The organism is Candidatus Roseilinea sp. NK_OTU-006 (genome assembly GCF_012931985.1).
In the GTDB taxonomy this organism is placed as follows: domain Bacteria; phylum Chloroflexota; class Anaerolineae; order J036; family Brachytrichaceae; genus JAAFGM01.
Genome location: NZ_JAAFGM010000006.1, coordinates 103212 through 119296, shown reverse-complemented (window position 1 = coordinate 119296; position 16085 = coordinate 103212). Strand labels below are relative to the sequence as shown.

15 protein-coding genes and 1 tRNA gene are annotated in these 16085 nt (G+C 63.5%); 13 read left to right on the top strand and 3 right to left on the bottom strand.

The features are described 5' to 3' along the window. From GXH28_RS05625 to GXH28_RS05595, 7 genes are all read left to right on the top strand, one after another. Window positions 1-654, top strand: a complete 654-nt coding sequence (locus GXH28_RS05625) for a hypothetical protein (protein ID WP_169238039.1) — start codon at window positions 1-3, stop codon at window positions 652-654. A gap of 18 nt (window positions 655-672) precedes the next feature. Next, window positions 673-1260, top strand: a complete 588-nt coding sequence (gene pth / locus GXH28_RS05620) for an aminoacyl-tRNA hydrolase (protein ID WP_169238038.1) — start codon at window positions 673-675, stop codon at window positions 1258-1260. 100 nt (window positions 1261-1360) lie between these two features. Further along, entirely contained in the window at window positions 1361-2266 is a 906-nt protein-coding gene (locus GXH28_RS05615; RefSeq protein WP_169238037.1) for a hypothetical protein, read from the top strand. Window positions 2267-2687: 421 nt separating this feature from the next. Then, window positions 2688-3917 carry a BMP family lipoprotein gene (locus GXH28_RS05610; protein ID WP_169238036.1) on the top strand — a complete coding sequence of 410 codons (1230 nt, stop codon included), beginning with the start codon at window positions 2688-2690 and terminating at the stop codon, window positions 3915-3917. 78 nt (window positions 3918-3995) lie between these two features. After that, window positions 3996-5510 carry an ABC transporter ATP-binding protein gene (locus GXH28_RS05605; RefSeq protein ID WP_169238035.1) on the top strand — a complete coding sequence of 505 codons (1515 nt, stop codon included), beginning with the start codon at window positions 3996-3998 and terminating at the stop codon, window positions 5508-5510. 7 nt (window positions 5511-5517) lie between these two features. Next, window positions 5518-6627, top strand: a complete 1110-nt coding sequence (locus tag GXH28_RS05600) for an ABC transporter permease (RefSeq protein WP_320447922.1) — start codon at window positions 5518-5520, stop codon at window positions 6625-6627. 5 nt (window positions 6628-6632) lie between these two features. Beyond that, window positions 6633-7613 (top strand): ABC transporter permease, encoded by a 981-nt coding sequence (locus GXH28_RS05595; protein ID WP_169238034.1) that lies wholly within the window; start codon window positions 6633-6635, stop codon window positions 7611-7613. 25 nt (window positions 7614-7638) lie between these two features. Here the strand turns inward: GXH28_RS05595 and GXH28_RS05590 are convergent, their stop codons facing one another. Then, a complete protein-coding gene (locus GXH28_RS05590; protein ID WP_445082643.1) occupies window positions 7639-8337 on the bottom strand; it encodes an ABC transporter ATP-binding protein in 699 nt (232 codons plus the stop codon). 44 nt (window positions 8338-8381) lie between these two features. Beyond that, complete coding sequence (locus tag GXH28_RS05585; protein WP_169238033.1) at window positions 8382-9419, bottom strand: ABC transporter substrate-binding protein; 1038 nt, start codon at window positions 9417-9419, stop codon at window positions 8382-8384. An 81-nt stretch (window positions 9420-9500) separates the two neighbouring features. On the opposite strand from GXH28_RS05585, the gene GXH28_RS05580 reads away from it, so the two are divergent. Beyond that, window positions 9501-10019, top strand: coding sequence for a MogA/MoaB family molybdenum cofactor biosynthesis protein (locus GXH28_RS05580; protein WP_169238032.1), 519 nt, complete (start codon window positions 9501-9503; stop codon window positions 10017-10019). A gap of 44 nt (window positions 10020-10063) precedes the next feature. Here the strand turns inward: GXH28_RS05580 and GXH28_RS05575 are convergent. After that, window positions 10064-10136 (bottom strand) — tRNA-Thr (locus GXH28_RS05575). A 546-nt stretch (window positions 10137-10682) separates the two neighbouring features. Here GXH28_RS05575 and GXH28_RS05570 point away from each other — a divergent pair. Genes GXH28_RS05570 through GXH28_RS05550 form a run of 5 tightly spaced genes read left to right on the top strand, consistent with a single transcriptional unit; the run spans window position 10683 to window position 16080 of the window. Continuing rightward, a complete protein-coding gene (locus tag GXH28_RS05570; RefSeq protein WP_240550207.1) occupies window positions 10683-11837 on the top strand; it encodes a chlorophyllide a reductase iron protein subunit X in 1155 nt (384 codons plus the stop codon). Window positions 11838-11882: 45 nt separating this feature from the next. Next, entirely contained in the window at window positions 11883-12446 is a 564-nt protein-coding gene (locus GXH28_RS05565) for a hypothetical protein (protein ID WP_169238030.1), read from the top strand. After that, window positions 12434-13879: a chlorophyllide a reductase subunit Y gene (gene bchY / locus GXH28_RS05560; RefSeq protein WP_169238029.1), complete on the top strand. Its 1446-nt coding sequence runs from the start codon at window positions 12434-12436 to the stop codon at window positions 13877-13879. The genes GXH28_RS05565 and bchY overlap by 13 nt, the downstream gene beginning before the upstream one ends. A gap of 33 nt (window positions 13880-13912) precedes the next feature. Continuing rightward, window positions 13913-15454, top strand: coding sequence for a chlorophyllide a reductase subunit Z (gene bchZ / locus GXH28_RS05555; RefSeq protein WP_169238028.1), 1542 nt, complete (start codon window positions 13913-13915; stop codon window positions 15452-15454). 8 nt (window positions 15455-15462) lie between these two features. Next, entirely contained in the window at window positions 15463-16080 is a 618-nt protein-coding gene (locus GXH28_RS05550; protein ID WP_169238027.1) for a methyltransferase family protein, read from the top strand. The last annotated feature ends 5 nt before the right edge of the window (window positions 16081-16085 follow it).

Sequence of the window (16085 nt, the reverse complement as noted above, 5' to 3'; positions counted from 1 at the left end):
ATGAGCGTTCTTCGCAAACAACTGCCGCGCGTCACAGCGCTGGCTGCACTCGCGCTAACGCTTGCGGTGGGATCGCTCGCTGTCGCGCAGTCTGGCGAGTCGCTTGCCCGCATCATCACACCGGTGCGCGACCAGACGTTGCGCGGCAGCGTGACCATCCAGGGCAGCGCCACTTCGCCGGTCTTCTTGCGCTACGAGCTGGCTTACGCTCAGGAGCCAGACCTAGCCAACTGGATCGTGATCGGCGGCGGGGTGCAGCCGGTGCCATCGGGCATGCTGGGCGCATGGAACACCCGTCCACTGCCCGACGGCAAATACGCGCTGCGCCTGCAGGTCTTCGGCGCAGATGGCAGCCTGAACGAGGCGATCGTGCGCAACCTTACCCTGGCGAATGCGACTGCCGAACCTACGCCGGCGGCCTCGGCCGTGATCACCGACGCGGCTGGGCCAGGCGTCATTGCTGAAGTGCAAACTGCGCGCGACCTGTTGCAAGTGGCTATCGCCACCGCCGCACAATTGCCGGATGCCTTCGCGCGCGGCGCGCGCCTGGCCATCCTCGGCTTCCTCGCCTTCGGCGCCTATTTGGCGCTGAAGAAAGTCGTGCTGTTCGCCCTCCAACGCCTGACGCACCAACCGGTGGACTACGGCAAATAGCTCCGGCCGAAGCCAATCATGGACGAACGTCGTCGCATCATCGTCGGCCTGGGCAACCCCGGCAAGCAGTATGCCAACAACCGCCACAATGCCGGCTTCATGGTCGTAGACCGGCTGGCCGACAAACACGGCTTGAAATTCACGCGAATGATGCACAAGGGCATTGTCGCGCTGGGTGAGATCGAAGGGCACAAAGTCGCGCTGGTCAAGCCGCAGACGTTCATGAACTTGAGCGGCGAGTCGGTCGTGCCGATCGTCAAGTTCTACAAGTCCGAGCCGGGCGAGTTGCTCGTGGTATACGACGAACTCGACCTGCCGGCAGGCCAACTGCGCATGCGGCCCAAGGGCGGCGCGGGGGGCCACAACGGTATGAAGTCCATCATCGCCCGTCTCGGCAGTGAAGACTTTCCCCGCCTGCGCATCGGCGTAGGCCGGCCCCCCGGCCGCCGCGACCCGAAAGACTTTTTGCTAGACGACTTCACGCGCGACGAATTGGCCGCGCTCGAACCCGCCTTCGACCGCGCTGTCGAAGGCATCCGGCGCTGGCTCCGCGATGGGATTGACAACGCCATGAACTTCGTGAACAAGCCATCTGACGATGGTTAAGAGATGCGCCAGGGTTTACGCATCAGAAATTGCTCAGTTGAAAACCTGCCGATGCGAGGATGCACACAGCGGTGTGCGTCGTAATGGCAAAAGGAGCAAGATGAGCAGAAGCATCCTGATTGTTCTGCCGGGAATTCTCTTGTCGGCCTGCAGCTTTACCATCAACCCTCCTCCCCCTGCTGAGCCAGCGCTTCCCCCTGGGACGCCTGTGCCGGCCCAATCAACGCCGCTGTCTTCTGGCGCAGCGGCCTTGCCAACTACAACGATTGCGCTTGAACCGACGGCGGCACCTTCTTCGGCGGCATTGCCTACACCAAATGTGACCTGCAACGAGATCGCCCTGTACCTGGAGTCCTCGCTGGGCAGCGCCTTCTCGTGCGATACGGAAGCGGCATCCGAAGGGCCTGATGTCCACCCCGAACACACCCTGCTAACCTTGGAGGGATACCCGCTGAGCAGCGATGCTCTCGACCAGCCAGTAGTGCACGTTTTCCCGCTCGCCGCATATCAATCTCTCTCCGAAGCAGCGACAGAGCGCTTGAACACGTTGCAAAACCTGTTGGCAAGCGAAAGCGTTCCCGTGTATGCGTTTGGGGCTTCACTGGAAAGCTTACCTTTCCTGCCCCTTTACAACGCCGGCCAGGTCTTTTACGCCCAATATCAGAAATTGCCCTTTCAGAATGGGAAGGGCATTCGCTATCTGACCGCTTTTGCTCAGGATGTGTTCCCTGTAAGCAATAGTCAGTTGCTGTATACCTACCAGGGGATCACGCAAGATGGGAAGTACTGGGTTGCAGTGATTTTGCCCGTCAAGCATCCACTTTTGCCGGACGATGTCGCTGCCGAGAATCTTCCCGGTGGTCTCTCCTGGGAGCAGTTCGAAGCCAACTATCCCGCTTACATCAATCAAATCGCTGCGATGTTGAATGCCCAGCCCGCGAATTCGTTTGTCCCATCGCTGGAGGCGCTAGATTCACTGGTGACGCGCATGCAGATTGCGCCGTGAGCGGGCCAGGCTCGCCTGGCAATAGGCGTTGTAGCGGACTGGCGGCCCCAGCGCGGCCGATCAGGCAGCCGTGACGGCATGGCACCGTCAGGCGCTGCGCGCAGTTTGCGATGATGGCCTTGCGAGTGGCAACAGCGGACAACTGTTGCCATGTAAACACGCGGGGCGGGACTGCGGCGGGCGCCAACAAGCCCGGCATCGTTGCTCTGGCACTTCGATCAAAGCACCATCTGCGGCTGCCAGAGAAGCACGGCGCGTAGAAGAATGGCCATCTGCGTTTGAGCGCTCCCGTTACGGCGCACCGTCCGATGGCGCCGTTGAGGGTTGCGCAGATGCGACAGGTACGGGACAATTCGCGCTATCCGCGCCGATACACTTTCTACTATCCACTATCTACTTCAAGGGAGGAGGAAGATCGAGTATGAAGACCAACCACTATAAACGCCTGGCGGCATTGCTGCTGATTGGCGCTTTGGCAAGCGCATGCGCTACGCCGCCCCCGTCCGCTGCGCCAGCGCAACCCGCCGCGCCGGCCGCCGACCAAACCTTCACCGTCGGCATGGTCATCGTCGGACCGATGAACGACAAGGGCTGGAACGAAGCGCACGTCGAGGGCACCAAATACGTGATGGAGAAGATGCCCAACGTCAAGTTCGAATATGTGGACAAGGTCAACCCTGCTGACCGGCCCAACGTTAAGGGCTCGCAGGTAGCCGATGATCTGATCGCCAAAGGCGCCAAGGTCGTCATCTTCAACTCGGACGACTTCAAGGACGACGCCCTGGAGACGGCCAAAAAGCATCCGAATATCGTAGTGATCCACGCTTCCGGCGACTATGCGTGGAAGGAGGGCAAGAACTACAAGGATCAGCCCAACCTCGGTAACCTCATGTCGAAGATGGAGCCCGGCTGGATGATCGCCGGCTGCGCCTCGGCGCTGGGCAGCGAGAACGGCAAGATCGGCACGGTCGGTCCGCTGATTAACGAGGAGACGCGCCGCTACGCCAGCGCCGCCTACTTGGGCGCGAAGTATTGCTGGGAGAATTACAAGAAGCGCGATCCAAAGGAGCTTCAGTTCAAGATTACGTGGATCGGCTTCTGGTTCAACATCCCCGGCGTCACGCTCGACCCGACGAAAGTCGCCGACGACTTTTACAACGGCGGCTTCGACGTGGTCATGAGCGCAATTGACACGCCGGAAGTCGCCGTGCAAGGTAAAAAGGCTGCTGAAGCCGGCAAGAAGGTGAAGTATCACCACTACGACTACAAGGGCGGCTGCGATCTTGCGCCGGACATCTGCCTGGGCGTGCACTATTACAACTGGGGGCCGGGCTACCTGAAGATCATCCAAGAGGCCATGGCCGGCACCTACAAGGGCACGTGGACTTGGGCCGAAGCCGATTGGAAGGACCTGAACAACCCCGACACTTCGGCGTTCGGCTACATCAAGGGCAAGGCGCTGGGCGCGGAGAACGAAAAGCTCCTCGATGAGTTCATCAAGGGCTTGGGCGACGGCAGCATTGACCTATGGAAAGGCCCGCTGAACTTCCAGGATGGCACCGTCTTCCTGAAAGACGGCGAGCGCGCCACCGACCAGCAGATCTGGTATCTGCCACAACTGTTGGAGGGCATGGAAGGGCCAAGCCGATAGGGCTATCACTTTGCTGGCCGGTGCGTCCGCCATGAGGCGCGCATCGGCCAGCATGCACGCGCGATCAACCGCTCAGCAGTGAACGTCGAACTGCGCCACATCCACAAGCACTTCGGCAGCGTCCACGCCAATGACGATGTCTCGCTCACGGTCGCGGCCGGGACGATCCACGGGCTGCTGGGCGAGAACGGCGCCGGCAAGAGCACGCTGGTCAAAATCCTCAGCGGCTTCATCACCCGCGACAGCGGTGAGATCGTGCTCGGCGGGCAACCGGCGCACATTCAGTCGCCGGCCGATGCGCTGCGCTATGGCATCGGCATGTTGCACCAGGACCCCCTGGACTTTCCGCCGCTCACTGTGATCGAGAATTTCATGGCCGGCTCGCCGGCGACCCCGGCGCTGCTGAACGCGCGCGCCGCCGAGCGAAACTTCCGCGCCTTGTGTCGTCAGTTCCATTTCGACCTCGACCCACACGCGCGCGTGAGCGACCTGACCGTGGGCGAGCGCCAGCAACTGGAAATCGTGCGCCTATTGGCCAACGGCGCCGGCACCCTCATCCTCGACGAGCCGACCACCGGCATCTCAGCAACACAAAAAACGCTGCTCTTCAATGCGCTGCGCCAACTGGCGCAGGAGGGCAAATCCATCATCTTCGTCTCGCACAAGCTCGAAGACGTGGAAGCGCTGTGCGATTGCGTCACCGTGATGCGCCGGGGGCGGGTGGTGGGCGAGCTGAACCTGCGCCCTTACCGCGCGAACGGTCAAGACGCGCACGGGCCAACCGATCAGCATTTTGAAGTCACGGCGCGCATCGTCGAGATGATGTTCGGCAAAGAGTTGGCCTTGCCCGTCAAGCCGACGACGCACCAGGACGACGTCATCCTCCGGTTGGATGGCCTCCTCTTGCGCAGCGACCGGTTGGAGATGCGCATCGAACATTTGGCCGTGCGACGCGGCGAGGTCATCGGCATCGCCGGCCTGGAGGGCAGCGGACAGCAACTTTTCTTGCTGACCTGCGCCGGCCTGGAACATCCGGCCGCCGGTTCAATCCACGTTGACGGACGCGATTTGACGCGCAAGCCCTACAGCGCATTTTTGAAGGCCGGCGTGTGTTATCTGCCCGCCGACCGGCTGCGCGACGGGTTGATCAGCGGCCTGAGCATCCAAGAGCACGTCGCGCTGCGCATGTCGAACAAGGGCCTTTTCATTGATCGCGCAGCAGCGGCACAGGAAGCCGAGCGCGCCATCGCCACGTTCAACATCCGCGGCCGGCCGGATACGGCCGTCGAGCAGCTCTCCGGCGGCAACCAGCAGCGCACCCAACTGGCGCTGATGCCCTCTCCGCTCAACGTGCTGCTCATGGAGCATCCCACGCGCGGCCTGGACATCGAATCCACGCTGTGGGTGTGGCAGCAGCTCATTGCACGCTGCAACCAAGGCACGGCGATCTTGTTCGCATCGTCCGACCTGGACGAGATCGTGCAATACAGCGACCGCGTTATCGTGTTCAGCGGCGGACGCATCTCGCCGCCGATCGCCGCCGCAGAGCTGACCGCCGACTCGCTGGGCCAGATGATCGGCGGCCGATTCTGATTCGTCCGTGAAAACTCTGATGGAAGGCACCGCAGCGCCCCAGACGATGAACCCGCCGGCGCCTATTGCCGGCCTACCGCCGACCGTCTACCGCATCGGCGCATTCGTCATATCGCTTATCCTCGTTGCGCTGGTCATCTTCATCTCCGGCGCATCGCCCGCGACGGTAATCGGCCGCATGGTCGGCGGCGCATTTGGCACCGCCGACCAGATCGGGCGCGTCATCGCCACGCTATCGCCTTTGCTGCTCTGCGCCGCCGGCCTGGTCTACACGTTCAACGCCGGCTTGTACAACCTGGGCGTTGAGGGACAGATCACCTTCGGCGCCATTGCGGCGACTTGGACGCTCCGCCTGCTGTATCCCGAAGGCGCGACGGCCAGCCTGCTGCCGCCACCGGCAGCGATTGCGCTCGCCATCCTCGTCGGCGGCGTCGGCGGCATTGCTTGGGGACTGCTAGCCGGCGCGCTGCACGTGTACGGCCGCATCAGCGAAATCTTCGCCGGACTCGGCCTGAACTTCGCCGCCACCGGCATCGCCATCTACCTGATCTTCGGCCCGTGGAAGCGGCCGGGCGTCGCCTCGCTCAGCGGCACCCAGCCGTTTGATGAGTCGCTGTGGCTGGGCACCTTCGGCAGAACCGAGGCCACGCCCGTGGCGCTGGCACTGGGCTTGATGGCGCTCATCATCACCATCGGCGTCATGCGCAACACCTACTTCGGGCTGCGCCTGCGCGCAGTGGGTCGCAACCTGCGCGCAGCGTACGTGTTGGGCGTGCCGGCGCGCCGCCAGTTGCTCAGCGCGTTCCTCATCTGCGGGCTGTTCGCCGGCGTCGCCGGCGCGCTGCAGGTGGTGGGGGTGTTCCACCGACTCATCCCCAACATCTCCAGCAATCTGGGCTTCTTGGGATTGCTGGTGGTGATGCTGGTGAACTTTGACCCGTTGTGGATCCTGCCGGTGGCGTTCTTCTTCAGCGCGCTGAACATCGGCAGCTTGCAGCTTCCGCTCTCGCTGGGTCTGGAGTCGTCACTCTCCGGCGTGATTCAGGGATTGCTGGTGCTCTTCGCGCTGCTCGGCCGAGGCCTGGCGCAGAAATACGGCCGCAAGCCCGAAGGATAAACGCCATGGAGTCCGGCCAACTGCTCATCATCCTCGCCACGGCAATCGCTTCGGCGACGCCGCTGGTGTTCGCGTGCATCGGCGAGACGATCACCGAACGCGCCGGGGTGATCAACCTCTCCGCCGAGGGCACGATCATGCTGTGCGCCATGGTCGGGTTTGTGGCTGCCAAGACCGCCGATAACGTATGGCTCGGCTTCCTGGCCGCGGCCATCGTCGGCGCGCTCATCGCCCTGGTGGTGGCCTACGGCGCGATCACGCTCAAGCAGTCGCAAATCGCCATCGGCTTCGTTCTGGCGCTGTTGTGCAGCGACCTCTCCGCCTATCTGGGCAATCCCTACGTGCGCATCCCCGGCCCGACCGTGCCACCGCGTTTTGCCATCCCGCTTTTACAGGACATCCCCTTCATCGGCCCGCTGTTCTTCCACGAAGGCGACGTGCTGGTATACGCCGGCTATGCCCTGGTCGGCGTGACATGGCTCTACTTCTACCGAACGCGCGGTGGGCTGACGTTGAGGGCGATCGGCGAACAGCCGGCGGCCGCATTTGCACGCGGGCACAACGTGATTGCCCTGCGCTACGCCTACACGGTGATCGGCGGCGTCTTGATGGGCATCGCCGGCGCGGCATTCTCGCTGGACTTCAAGGCCGGCTGGAGCTATCGCCACACCGCCGGCTATGGATGGATCGCGCTGGCCATCGTCATCTTCGGTGGATGGAATCCGCTGCGCGCCGCGCTGGGCGCGTATCTGTTCGGCGTGCTGCAATCGCTGGCCGGCGTCGCACAGAGCGCTATCCCGGATGTGCCGACGCAAGCGTTCACCGTTGCGCCGTTCGTGCTGATGATCCTGGCGCTGGTGCTCACCTCGAGCGACTGGCTGGACCGCCTGCTGAGCTACTTGCCGGTGAATGTGCGGCGCTCGCTCGCGCGCGCTATTCACACGGCACCGCCGGCGGCGCTGGGCCGGCCGTTCGAGCAAGATTGAGGGCAACCCCGCAGCGCGCCCCACTCTACTTCAGGGACTGCCAGAGTTCATAGGCCAGCTCGCCGAATTGCGGGTCGCGCTTGAGCTGGATCGCATCGCGCGGGCGTGCGAAGGGCACGCGCACTTCCTTGATGATGCGGCCGGGCGGCGCCGACATCACCAACACGCGGTCGCCCAATGTCAACGCCTCGTCAATGGCGTGGGTGACGAACAGCACCGTTCTGCGCGTGCGAGGCGCTCCCGGCGGGCCTTCCCACAGCCGCAGCAGCTCCTGTTGCAGCGCCATGCGCGTCTGCTCGTCGAGCGCGCCGAACGGCTCATCCATCAACAGGATCTCCGGATCGGTAGCCCACGCCCGCGCCAGCGCGACGCGCTGCTTCATGCCGCCGGAGAGTTGATAGGGATACGCCTCGGCGAACCCGGAAAGGCCCACCAGGCCGAGCTGGTGCATCACCGCAACCTCGCGTTCCCTTTCGGGCACGCCGCGCAGCCGCAGCGGATACTCAACGTTGCCGTAAACGGTAAGCCAGGGGAAGGTGGAGTCGCCCTGAAAAACGAGCGTGGGCGTCTGGCTGCCGACGCGCAACGCACCCCCGGTCGGCTGATCCAGTCCGGCGATCAAGCGCAGCAGCGTGCTCTTACCGCAGCCGCTTGGCCCAACGATGCACACGAATTCGCCGGACTCAATGCGCAGGTCAAGCGGGCCGAGGGCGCGGATGGTCACACCCTCGGGTCCGGGAAAGTCTTTCGTAAGCTGCTGTGCAACAATCACTTGAATTCCACCGAGCCGCCTAGTGCCCTCAGCGCGTCGTCCAAATACTTCGTGTTCACGAATTTGGACATGTCCAGGTCTTGCGCGTAGTTGAGCAGGCCCTGCTTGCGATAGAACTGCTGTAGCGTCTGGATGTCTTCAAGCGATACTGTCCCGTTCGGGTCAAAATGCGGCCGCCGGGCGCGCCGAATCACATCCGGCTCGACTTTGGTGTATTTGGAGATGGCAGCGACGTTGGCGTCGTCGAAGTAGGCGTCGCCCTGCAAGTCGCGCGCGCCGCGCAGATACGCCTTGATGAATCGCGTCGCCAGGTCGGGGTTGGCCGTCACCCAGCCCTTATTGAAGTAGATATAGGTCGGCTTGAAGCCATCCACGAAATCCTCTGTCAAGCGCACGATCAGCCCTTTGTCCTCGGCGGCCGTGGCGAACGGCTCGGTGAGGATCGCGCCGTCCAACGTGCCGCTCTCCAGCGCCGGCGCGACCTGCGGAAAGGGCAAACCGAGCACCTCTACTTCGGTGATGTCCACCCCACCCTGTCGCAGCGCCTCCGCGAGCCACCATTCGGTCGCAGTGCCGCGGTTGTTCGTGGCGACCTTCTTGCCCTTCAAGTCGCTCATTTTAGTCAGCTCGCCGCTTTCGTAGCGTTTCTTGCTGACTACGAACGGGCTAGCCAGAGGCGGTCGCTCGGTGTGCAGCGATGCAGCAATCTCAAATTCGATGCCGCGCGCTACCGCGTTGAGCATGCTGGCCGAGATGCCGCCGCCGGCCACATCGAAATTGCCGGAAGCGACCTGTACCACGGCATCGGAACCACCCTCGATCGGCAAGAACTCCACCTTCAACCCTTCCTCAGCGAAGTAGCCCTTCTCGGCGGCGACATAGACCGGCCCGTTGATGGCCACCGGCACGAAGCCGAACCTCACCGTCCGCAGCTCGGCGGCGGGTTGAGCTGGCGCAACCGGACGCGCCGCCGGTGGCGCAGCGCACGCCGCCAACAGTGCAGCCGTCACTAGTGTGAAAACGCGTTGATTCATGATGAACTCCCTCGATAGCGCGACCCGCGCCAGGACAATCGGGTGCGGTGATGCAGGCTACAATGTGAGGCTGAGGAAACGATGAGCAGCGCATCCACCCAACAACACCGCGACATCGCCGCCCGGCAAGGCGCCATCTCCGTCGCAATCGTCACCGTGAGCGACACGCGCACGCGCGAAAACGACACCGGCGGTGACTTCATCGAGGCGCGCGTGACATCCGCCGGGCACCGCGTGGTCTTTCGCGCGATCGTCAAGGATGAGCCGGAGCAAATCGGCGCGTTGCTGGAGCGCATCGTCGCCGAGACCGATGCGCGCGTGATCCTGTTCACCGGCGGCACCGGCATCGCCCCGCGCGACACGACCTACGACGTGATCTCGCGCAAGCTGGAGAAAGTGATGCCGGGCTTCGGCGAGCTGTTCCGCATGCTCAGCTACCAAGAGGTGGGCGCAGCCGCCATGCTCTCGCGCGCGACAGCCGGCGTATATCGCGGGCGTGTGGTGATCTCTATGCCCGGCTCGCCCAACGCCGTGCAGGTCGCCATGGACAAGTTAATCATGCCGGAGATCCAGCACTTGGCCTGGGAAGTGGCGCGATAAAAAACGGAACTCGGCTTCGCTCAGCAGCCGAGTTCTCACTCAGAAGCTACCTTCGGGAGTCGAACCCGAAACCTATCGCTTACGAAGCGATTGCTCTGCCGATTGAGCTAAGGTAGCGCATCCGCTGTAGCCCGAATCATACCCCATGCACCGCCGATGCGTCAATTGAGGATAGCGGGCGAGCGCACGGACGAGATCCGGCGAGATCGCGGCCAAGGCCCGCACAGCGGGCGCGGATGGGACGAGGATGCGGAGGCGCTCCTCGCGCTGCCTGTTCTGGAAACAACCGCCAACAGGCTTGCCGAGGAGCGGCTGGCCGGATAAACTGTTGGACATGTCTGTAAGCGGTATCGCTGCCGCCGGGCTGGTGTGTCGCGATGTCGGCCCCCCTGGTTGACCTAACCGGCGGGCCGCAAGGTCCATCCAGCGCCGGGGAAGCGCAGCAGCGCCGCCCCGATTCCGACGGCCTGCCTAGCAGTTGCGCCATCGTCGAGGCGCGTCTGCAAAAACGGGGCATTCTGATAGACTTGCTCATGCGAATCTCCCGACGGTGTTGTTTTGAGCTTTGCCTGATTTCGGGAGTTCCCTTTGGCGCGTGTCCAAACTCATGTCCAAACCTCAGATAAACGTGTCAACGTGTAACGGAGAACTATGACCCCACGGATGCTCGCAATCTACGGCAAAGGCGGCATTGGCAAGAGCTTCTTCACCGCCAATCTCAGCGCCAAGATGGCGCTCAAAGGTCTGCGCGTGTTGCAGCTTGGTTGTGACCCAAAGCATGACAGTTGCAACGCGCTATTCGAGGGGCGTAGCTTGCCGACCATCGGCGATCAGTGGCGGCTTTTCAAAGACGCCGGCCGCGAGAAAGAGCTGGACGTGCGTCACTTGATCTTCAAAGCCGACCTGGGGCGCGGCGCGCAGCTCTTCGGCGCGGAGTTAGGCGGGCCGGAGGTTGGCCGTGGCTGCGGCGGGCGCGGCATCTCCTTCGGCTTCGGCCTGCTCGAAGAACGCGGCATGGCCAACTGGGCATTGGATTACATCATCATGGACTTCCTCGGCGATGTGGTGTGCGGCGGCTTTGCGACGCCCATCGCTAAGAGCCTGGCCGAGGAGATCATCATCGTCGCCAGCCATGACCGCATGAGCTTGTATGCGGCGAACAACATCGCCCGCGCCGTCAACTACTTCCAGGCCATGGGCGGCAGCACGCGCCTGATCGGCATGGTGCTCAACCGCGACGACGGCAGCGGCGTGGCCGAGCGCTTCGCCGAGCGCATCGGCTTGCCCATCTTAGCCAAGATTCCTTTCAGCCCGGCGGCCCGCGCGCTCAGCGATCGCTGCAAGTTGCTCTTCGAGTTGCCGGAGATGGATGCCATCTTCGACGCCTTCGTCAATAAGATTCACCGTCGCGAATACACGGCGCCGACGAAGATCACGCCTCTGGAATACGACGAGTTCCTGGCCGTGTTCGGCGCAAGCGAGCCGCCGGACTTGCCCCAAGGCGCCACGCTCGATGAGCTGATGGGACGCGACAGCCAATCGGTGGTCGGCATTGACCTGAACAGCCCGGACTACAGCCAGGACAGCAAAGTCCTGGTGCGGCGCATCATGCAGGAGATGGGGTTGAAGGTCACCCGGCTGGTCGAAGAGCCGGAGCGCGGCGTGGTGGTGACAACCGAAGCCGGCTGGGAAGCAGTCTTCGGCGACCCGTGCAAAGACATAGACGCCAAAATCGCCATCCTGTCTGCGCTCGGCCACAGCGGCGAAAAGTTCCGCCTGGCCGACCTGCGCTATACGGCCGCGCCGTTCTATGAATGAGAAGTCAGAAGAGAGGGGACGCTGAAAGCAACCTGGAAGTCGGCCATGTCCATCAGCCGCGTGGATGTGCCTCTGCTCAGCCAATTGCTCTTCCCGCTCATCACGCCGGGGTTCACGTTTGTCGCCTGGACGCTCCTTGTGCGCAAACGCATGCGCGCTCAGGATGACCACGGCACCTTGGCATGGCTTCCGCCGGCGCTGGGCGGCATCGCCGCGTTCGCGCTCGCGCTGGCGCTCCCCCGGCCGGATCGCACCTGGGTCTTCGTGCCGATCGGCATCTCAACCATGGCCAACGTGGCCCCGGCGGCGTTGCTGATCCACAGCGCGCTCGAGCGACGCAATCGCCTGGCCGCCGGTCTATTCGCCCTCAACTTGATCATCACATTTGCCCTCAGCGGCATTGCCGGTATGCCGAACAAGCCGCTGGAGGCGCACTGGGGCGAGCAGATCATCAGCACCATCTCCAACCTCCAACGCCGGCTTTGCCTGGGCGGCCTGGATGCTCGCGCATTCCCAAACTGCCGCGCTTCAACCCCGCCCGACCTAATCACCGATGCTCGATACCCTAGTGACCGCTCAACAAGAGGAGACACTTCATGGCAAGCCTGACCGTTCCAGAAGGCAATTTGATCACCCCTGAGATTATCGAGACGCGGAGCAAATCTTCGGTCTCCGATCTCCAATCTCAAACGGGCCACTCGGTCTCGCCCGACCACAACCTCACCCCACAGACGATGTGTCCGGCCTTCGGCAGCCTGCGCGTGCTCACCCGCATTGATGGCGTGCAGACGGCGATGGTGACCGATACCGGCTGTCTGTACGGGTTGACTTTCGTCACGCACTTCTACGCCGCACGCAAGAGCATCGCTGCGCCCGCCTTCGGCACGAAAGAATTGGTGGCCGGCAACGTTGCCGAGGCGGCCATCGCGGCGTGCATCGAGGCGAGCAAGATGCCCGGCACCAAGCTGGTGGCGGCCATCTCGCTGTGCGTGGCCGAGACCGCCGGCCTGACCGAAGAGATGTTGCCCCGGCAGATCAACGGCGTGGACGTGATCCTCGTACGGGTGCCCGCCTACGCGATTCACTCACATCCCGAAGCAAAAGATGTCGCCATCAATGCCCTCCTCAAGCGATACGCGCCGGCCCAAACAGAAACCACGGAAGATGGCGTGGAGCGGCCGCTGACTTACGATGGCAGCAACGAGGAGGAAGAGGCGCTGCGCCGGAAGGTCATCATGCTCGGCGAAGTCTTCCCGGCCGATCCGATCTCCGTGGATGCGGTGCTCAAACGGCTGGGGGGCGGCCTGGCAGCCACGTTACCTTCGCGCAACCTGGATGACTACAAGCTGGCGCGGCGGGTGGGCGCGATCGCGGCCGTGCATCCGTTCTACGGCGGCAGCGTGGCGACCTTGCGCGCGGCCGGCGTGCCGATCATCAGCGGCGCACCCGTTGGCCCCGAGGCGACTTACAACTGGATCAAGGCCGTCGCCGCCGCGCTCAAACTGGATGGCGAACTGGCGGAGCAAGTGGCCGCCGAAGAGCGCGACAAGTGCAAGGCCATCATCAGCCAATTCCCGCTGCGAGGCAGAGTGATGGTGTGTGGCTACGAGGGCAATGAGTTGCTCTACGCGCGCTTGCTGGTGGAAGCCGGCGCCGAAGTGCCTTACATCAGCACCAGCATTCAAAAATCGCTCTACACCGCCGCCGACGAGGCATGGCTGAAAGCGCGCGGCACGCGCGAGATCGTCTACCAAAAAACACTGGAGCAAGACGTGCGCGCGCTCGACCGATACCAACCCGATCTGGTGCTCGGCACCACGCCGCTCAGCGCCGAAGCGAAGCAACGCGGCATTCCCGGCATGTACTACACCAACATGTTGAGCGTGCGACCGCTCTTCCTCAGCGCGGGCCTGGCCGGCACCATCCAACTCATTCGCGACGCGCTCGAACGCGCCCCGCGCTATGCGTGGATGCGCGAGTTCTTTGAAGGCCCGCGCCCAACAGCGCCTGCTGGGCCGGCGCCGATCAACACGATGGACTAGCCCCGGCCTTCCGGCGTATAGACTGCCCCTGCTATGACCGACCTGAATGACCTGCCCAATCGCGCGCCGGCCGCCGATCAGTCGCGCGCGCCCATCGAACTCATCCGCGACCTGGAGAGCACCAGCGGCTACTGGGCCGCCGTGTGGACGATGTGCACCCTGCCCGACGTGCATCTCATTTGCGATGCGCCCATCGGCTGCTTCAACCTCGTCGCCACGGCTGTGCCCGATTACACCGATGCCATCCCGCATATTCACAACATCACGCCCAGCGTGATGCGCGAGCAAGAGGTAACCCTGCTCGGCACAGCCGGCGCCGTGCGCCGAGCGGTTGAGGCGCTGCGATCACTTCACCCCGATAAAACGCTCATCGTGGTCAGCACCGCCGAGAGCGAGATGATCTCGTCGGATCACAGCGATTGGCTGAGCAAGCTCGATCCACCTGTGCCGTTCTTCTGGAGCCAGTCACTAGAGGGCGATGAGTGGGAAGGCCGCGACCGCGCGCTGCTTTGGCTGTGGAATCGCTTCGGGCGCGAGCGCGCTGCGCCGCTATCGGCGAACGACGCGCAAATGGTGAACATCATCGGCCCGACCTACGGTTGCTTCAATTCACCCGCCGACCTGCACGAGATCAAGCGGTTGATCGAGGGCGCCGGCGGCAAGGTGAACTTGGTCTATCCGTTCGAGGCGACCTTGGAGGATACGCCGCGCCTATCGCGCGGCGCAGTGAACGTGGTGATGTACCGCGAGTTTGGCGAGGCGCTGGCCAAGGAGCTGGGCAGACCCTATCTGTTCGCGCCAATGGGCATCCGTGAGACGACGGAGTTCATCCAGCAGCTCGGCGACCTGCTCGGCACGCGCGCACAGGCCGATGCGTTCATCGCCCGCGAGAAGCAGACCACGCTCGCGCCGCTGTGGGACCTCTGGCGCGGCCCCCAGGGCGACTGGTTCGCCACGACCGAGTTTGCTGTTGTGGCCGGCCGCAGCTACACCGAGGGCCTGGTGCGCTTGTTAGCCGACGAGCTTGGCATGAAACTGCACTTCGCCAGCGGTCGGCCGCGTCGCCCCGGCGAGATGGACAACATCCAAATCCGCGAGACGCTGCACAAAAAGCAGCCGGCCTTTTTGTTCGGCAGCTTGAACGAGAAGATCTACTTGACCGAGGCGCAGGCCAAGGCGACGCACTTCATCCCTGCCGCGTTCCCCGGCGCAGTGGTGCGCCGCGCGCTGGGCACCCCGTTCATGGGCTATAGCGGCGTCGTCTACATCGTGCAAGAGATGGTGAACCGCTATTACGACCTGGTGTTCAACTTCCTGCCTTTCGACAACGTGGCAGCCGCCGGCCAGCCCAAAGAGGCGGCCAACCCGCTGACGGCAGCGAGCCGGCTGGTGTGGAGCGAAGCAGCACGGGCGCAGCTCGACCGACATCTCGAAGGCATCCCGTGGATCAGCCGCATCAGCGCCAGCCGCGAGCTGCGCGCGCAGGTCGAGGTCTATGCCATCAAGCACAACCTGCGCGAAGTGACGCCGGATACCGTAGAGCAAGCACTGGCGGCAACGGCCGCGCAGCGGTGAGCGCAGCCATGGCGGATGATCCTCTCTACGCCTATTTCATCGGCCCGGATGGGGTCTTCCCGTCTGTGGGGCTGGCCGCCCTGTTTGCGCTGATGCAGTTCGGCTTTATGGCCACCGAATCGCGGCGCAAGCGGACGGCCGGCGCTGCGACGGCGCGCGCGCAGGGCCTATTTCCGCCTTTGGGGTTGGCGCTGCTGATCGGACTGACTGCGCGTTTGACGTGCGGCTTTTTGAAGATCGGCGTCGTCCGTGGCGAGATGCGCGATGGCATCGTGTGGGCCGGCGTGCTCATGGTGGCGCTGGGATGGGGGACGCGCCTGTGGGCGCAGCGCGCGCTGGGAGGCTACTTTGTGGGCGAGGTGGCCGTGCAGCCGGGTCATGTGGTGGTGCGCGATGGCCCATATCGCTGGGTGCGCCATCCGGCCTACACAGGCGGCTTTTTGAGCAGCGTCGGTTTTGCCCTGATGCTGAGCACATGGCTCGGAGCGCTCATCAGCGCGGTCATGCTCATTTGGGCGTATGCCGTGCGCGTGCCACGCGAAGAAGCGCTGCTCGCGCGCGCATTGGGCGAGGCCTATCGCGATTACATGGCGCGCACCAAGCGTTTTGTGCCGTTCGTGTTTTGAGTTCG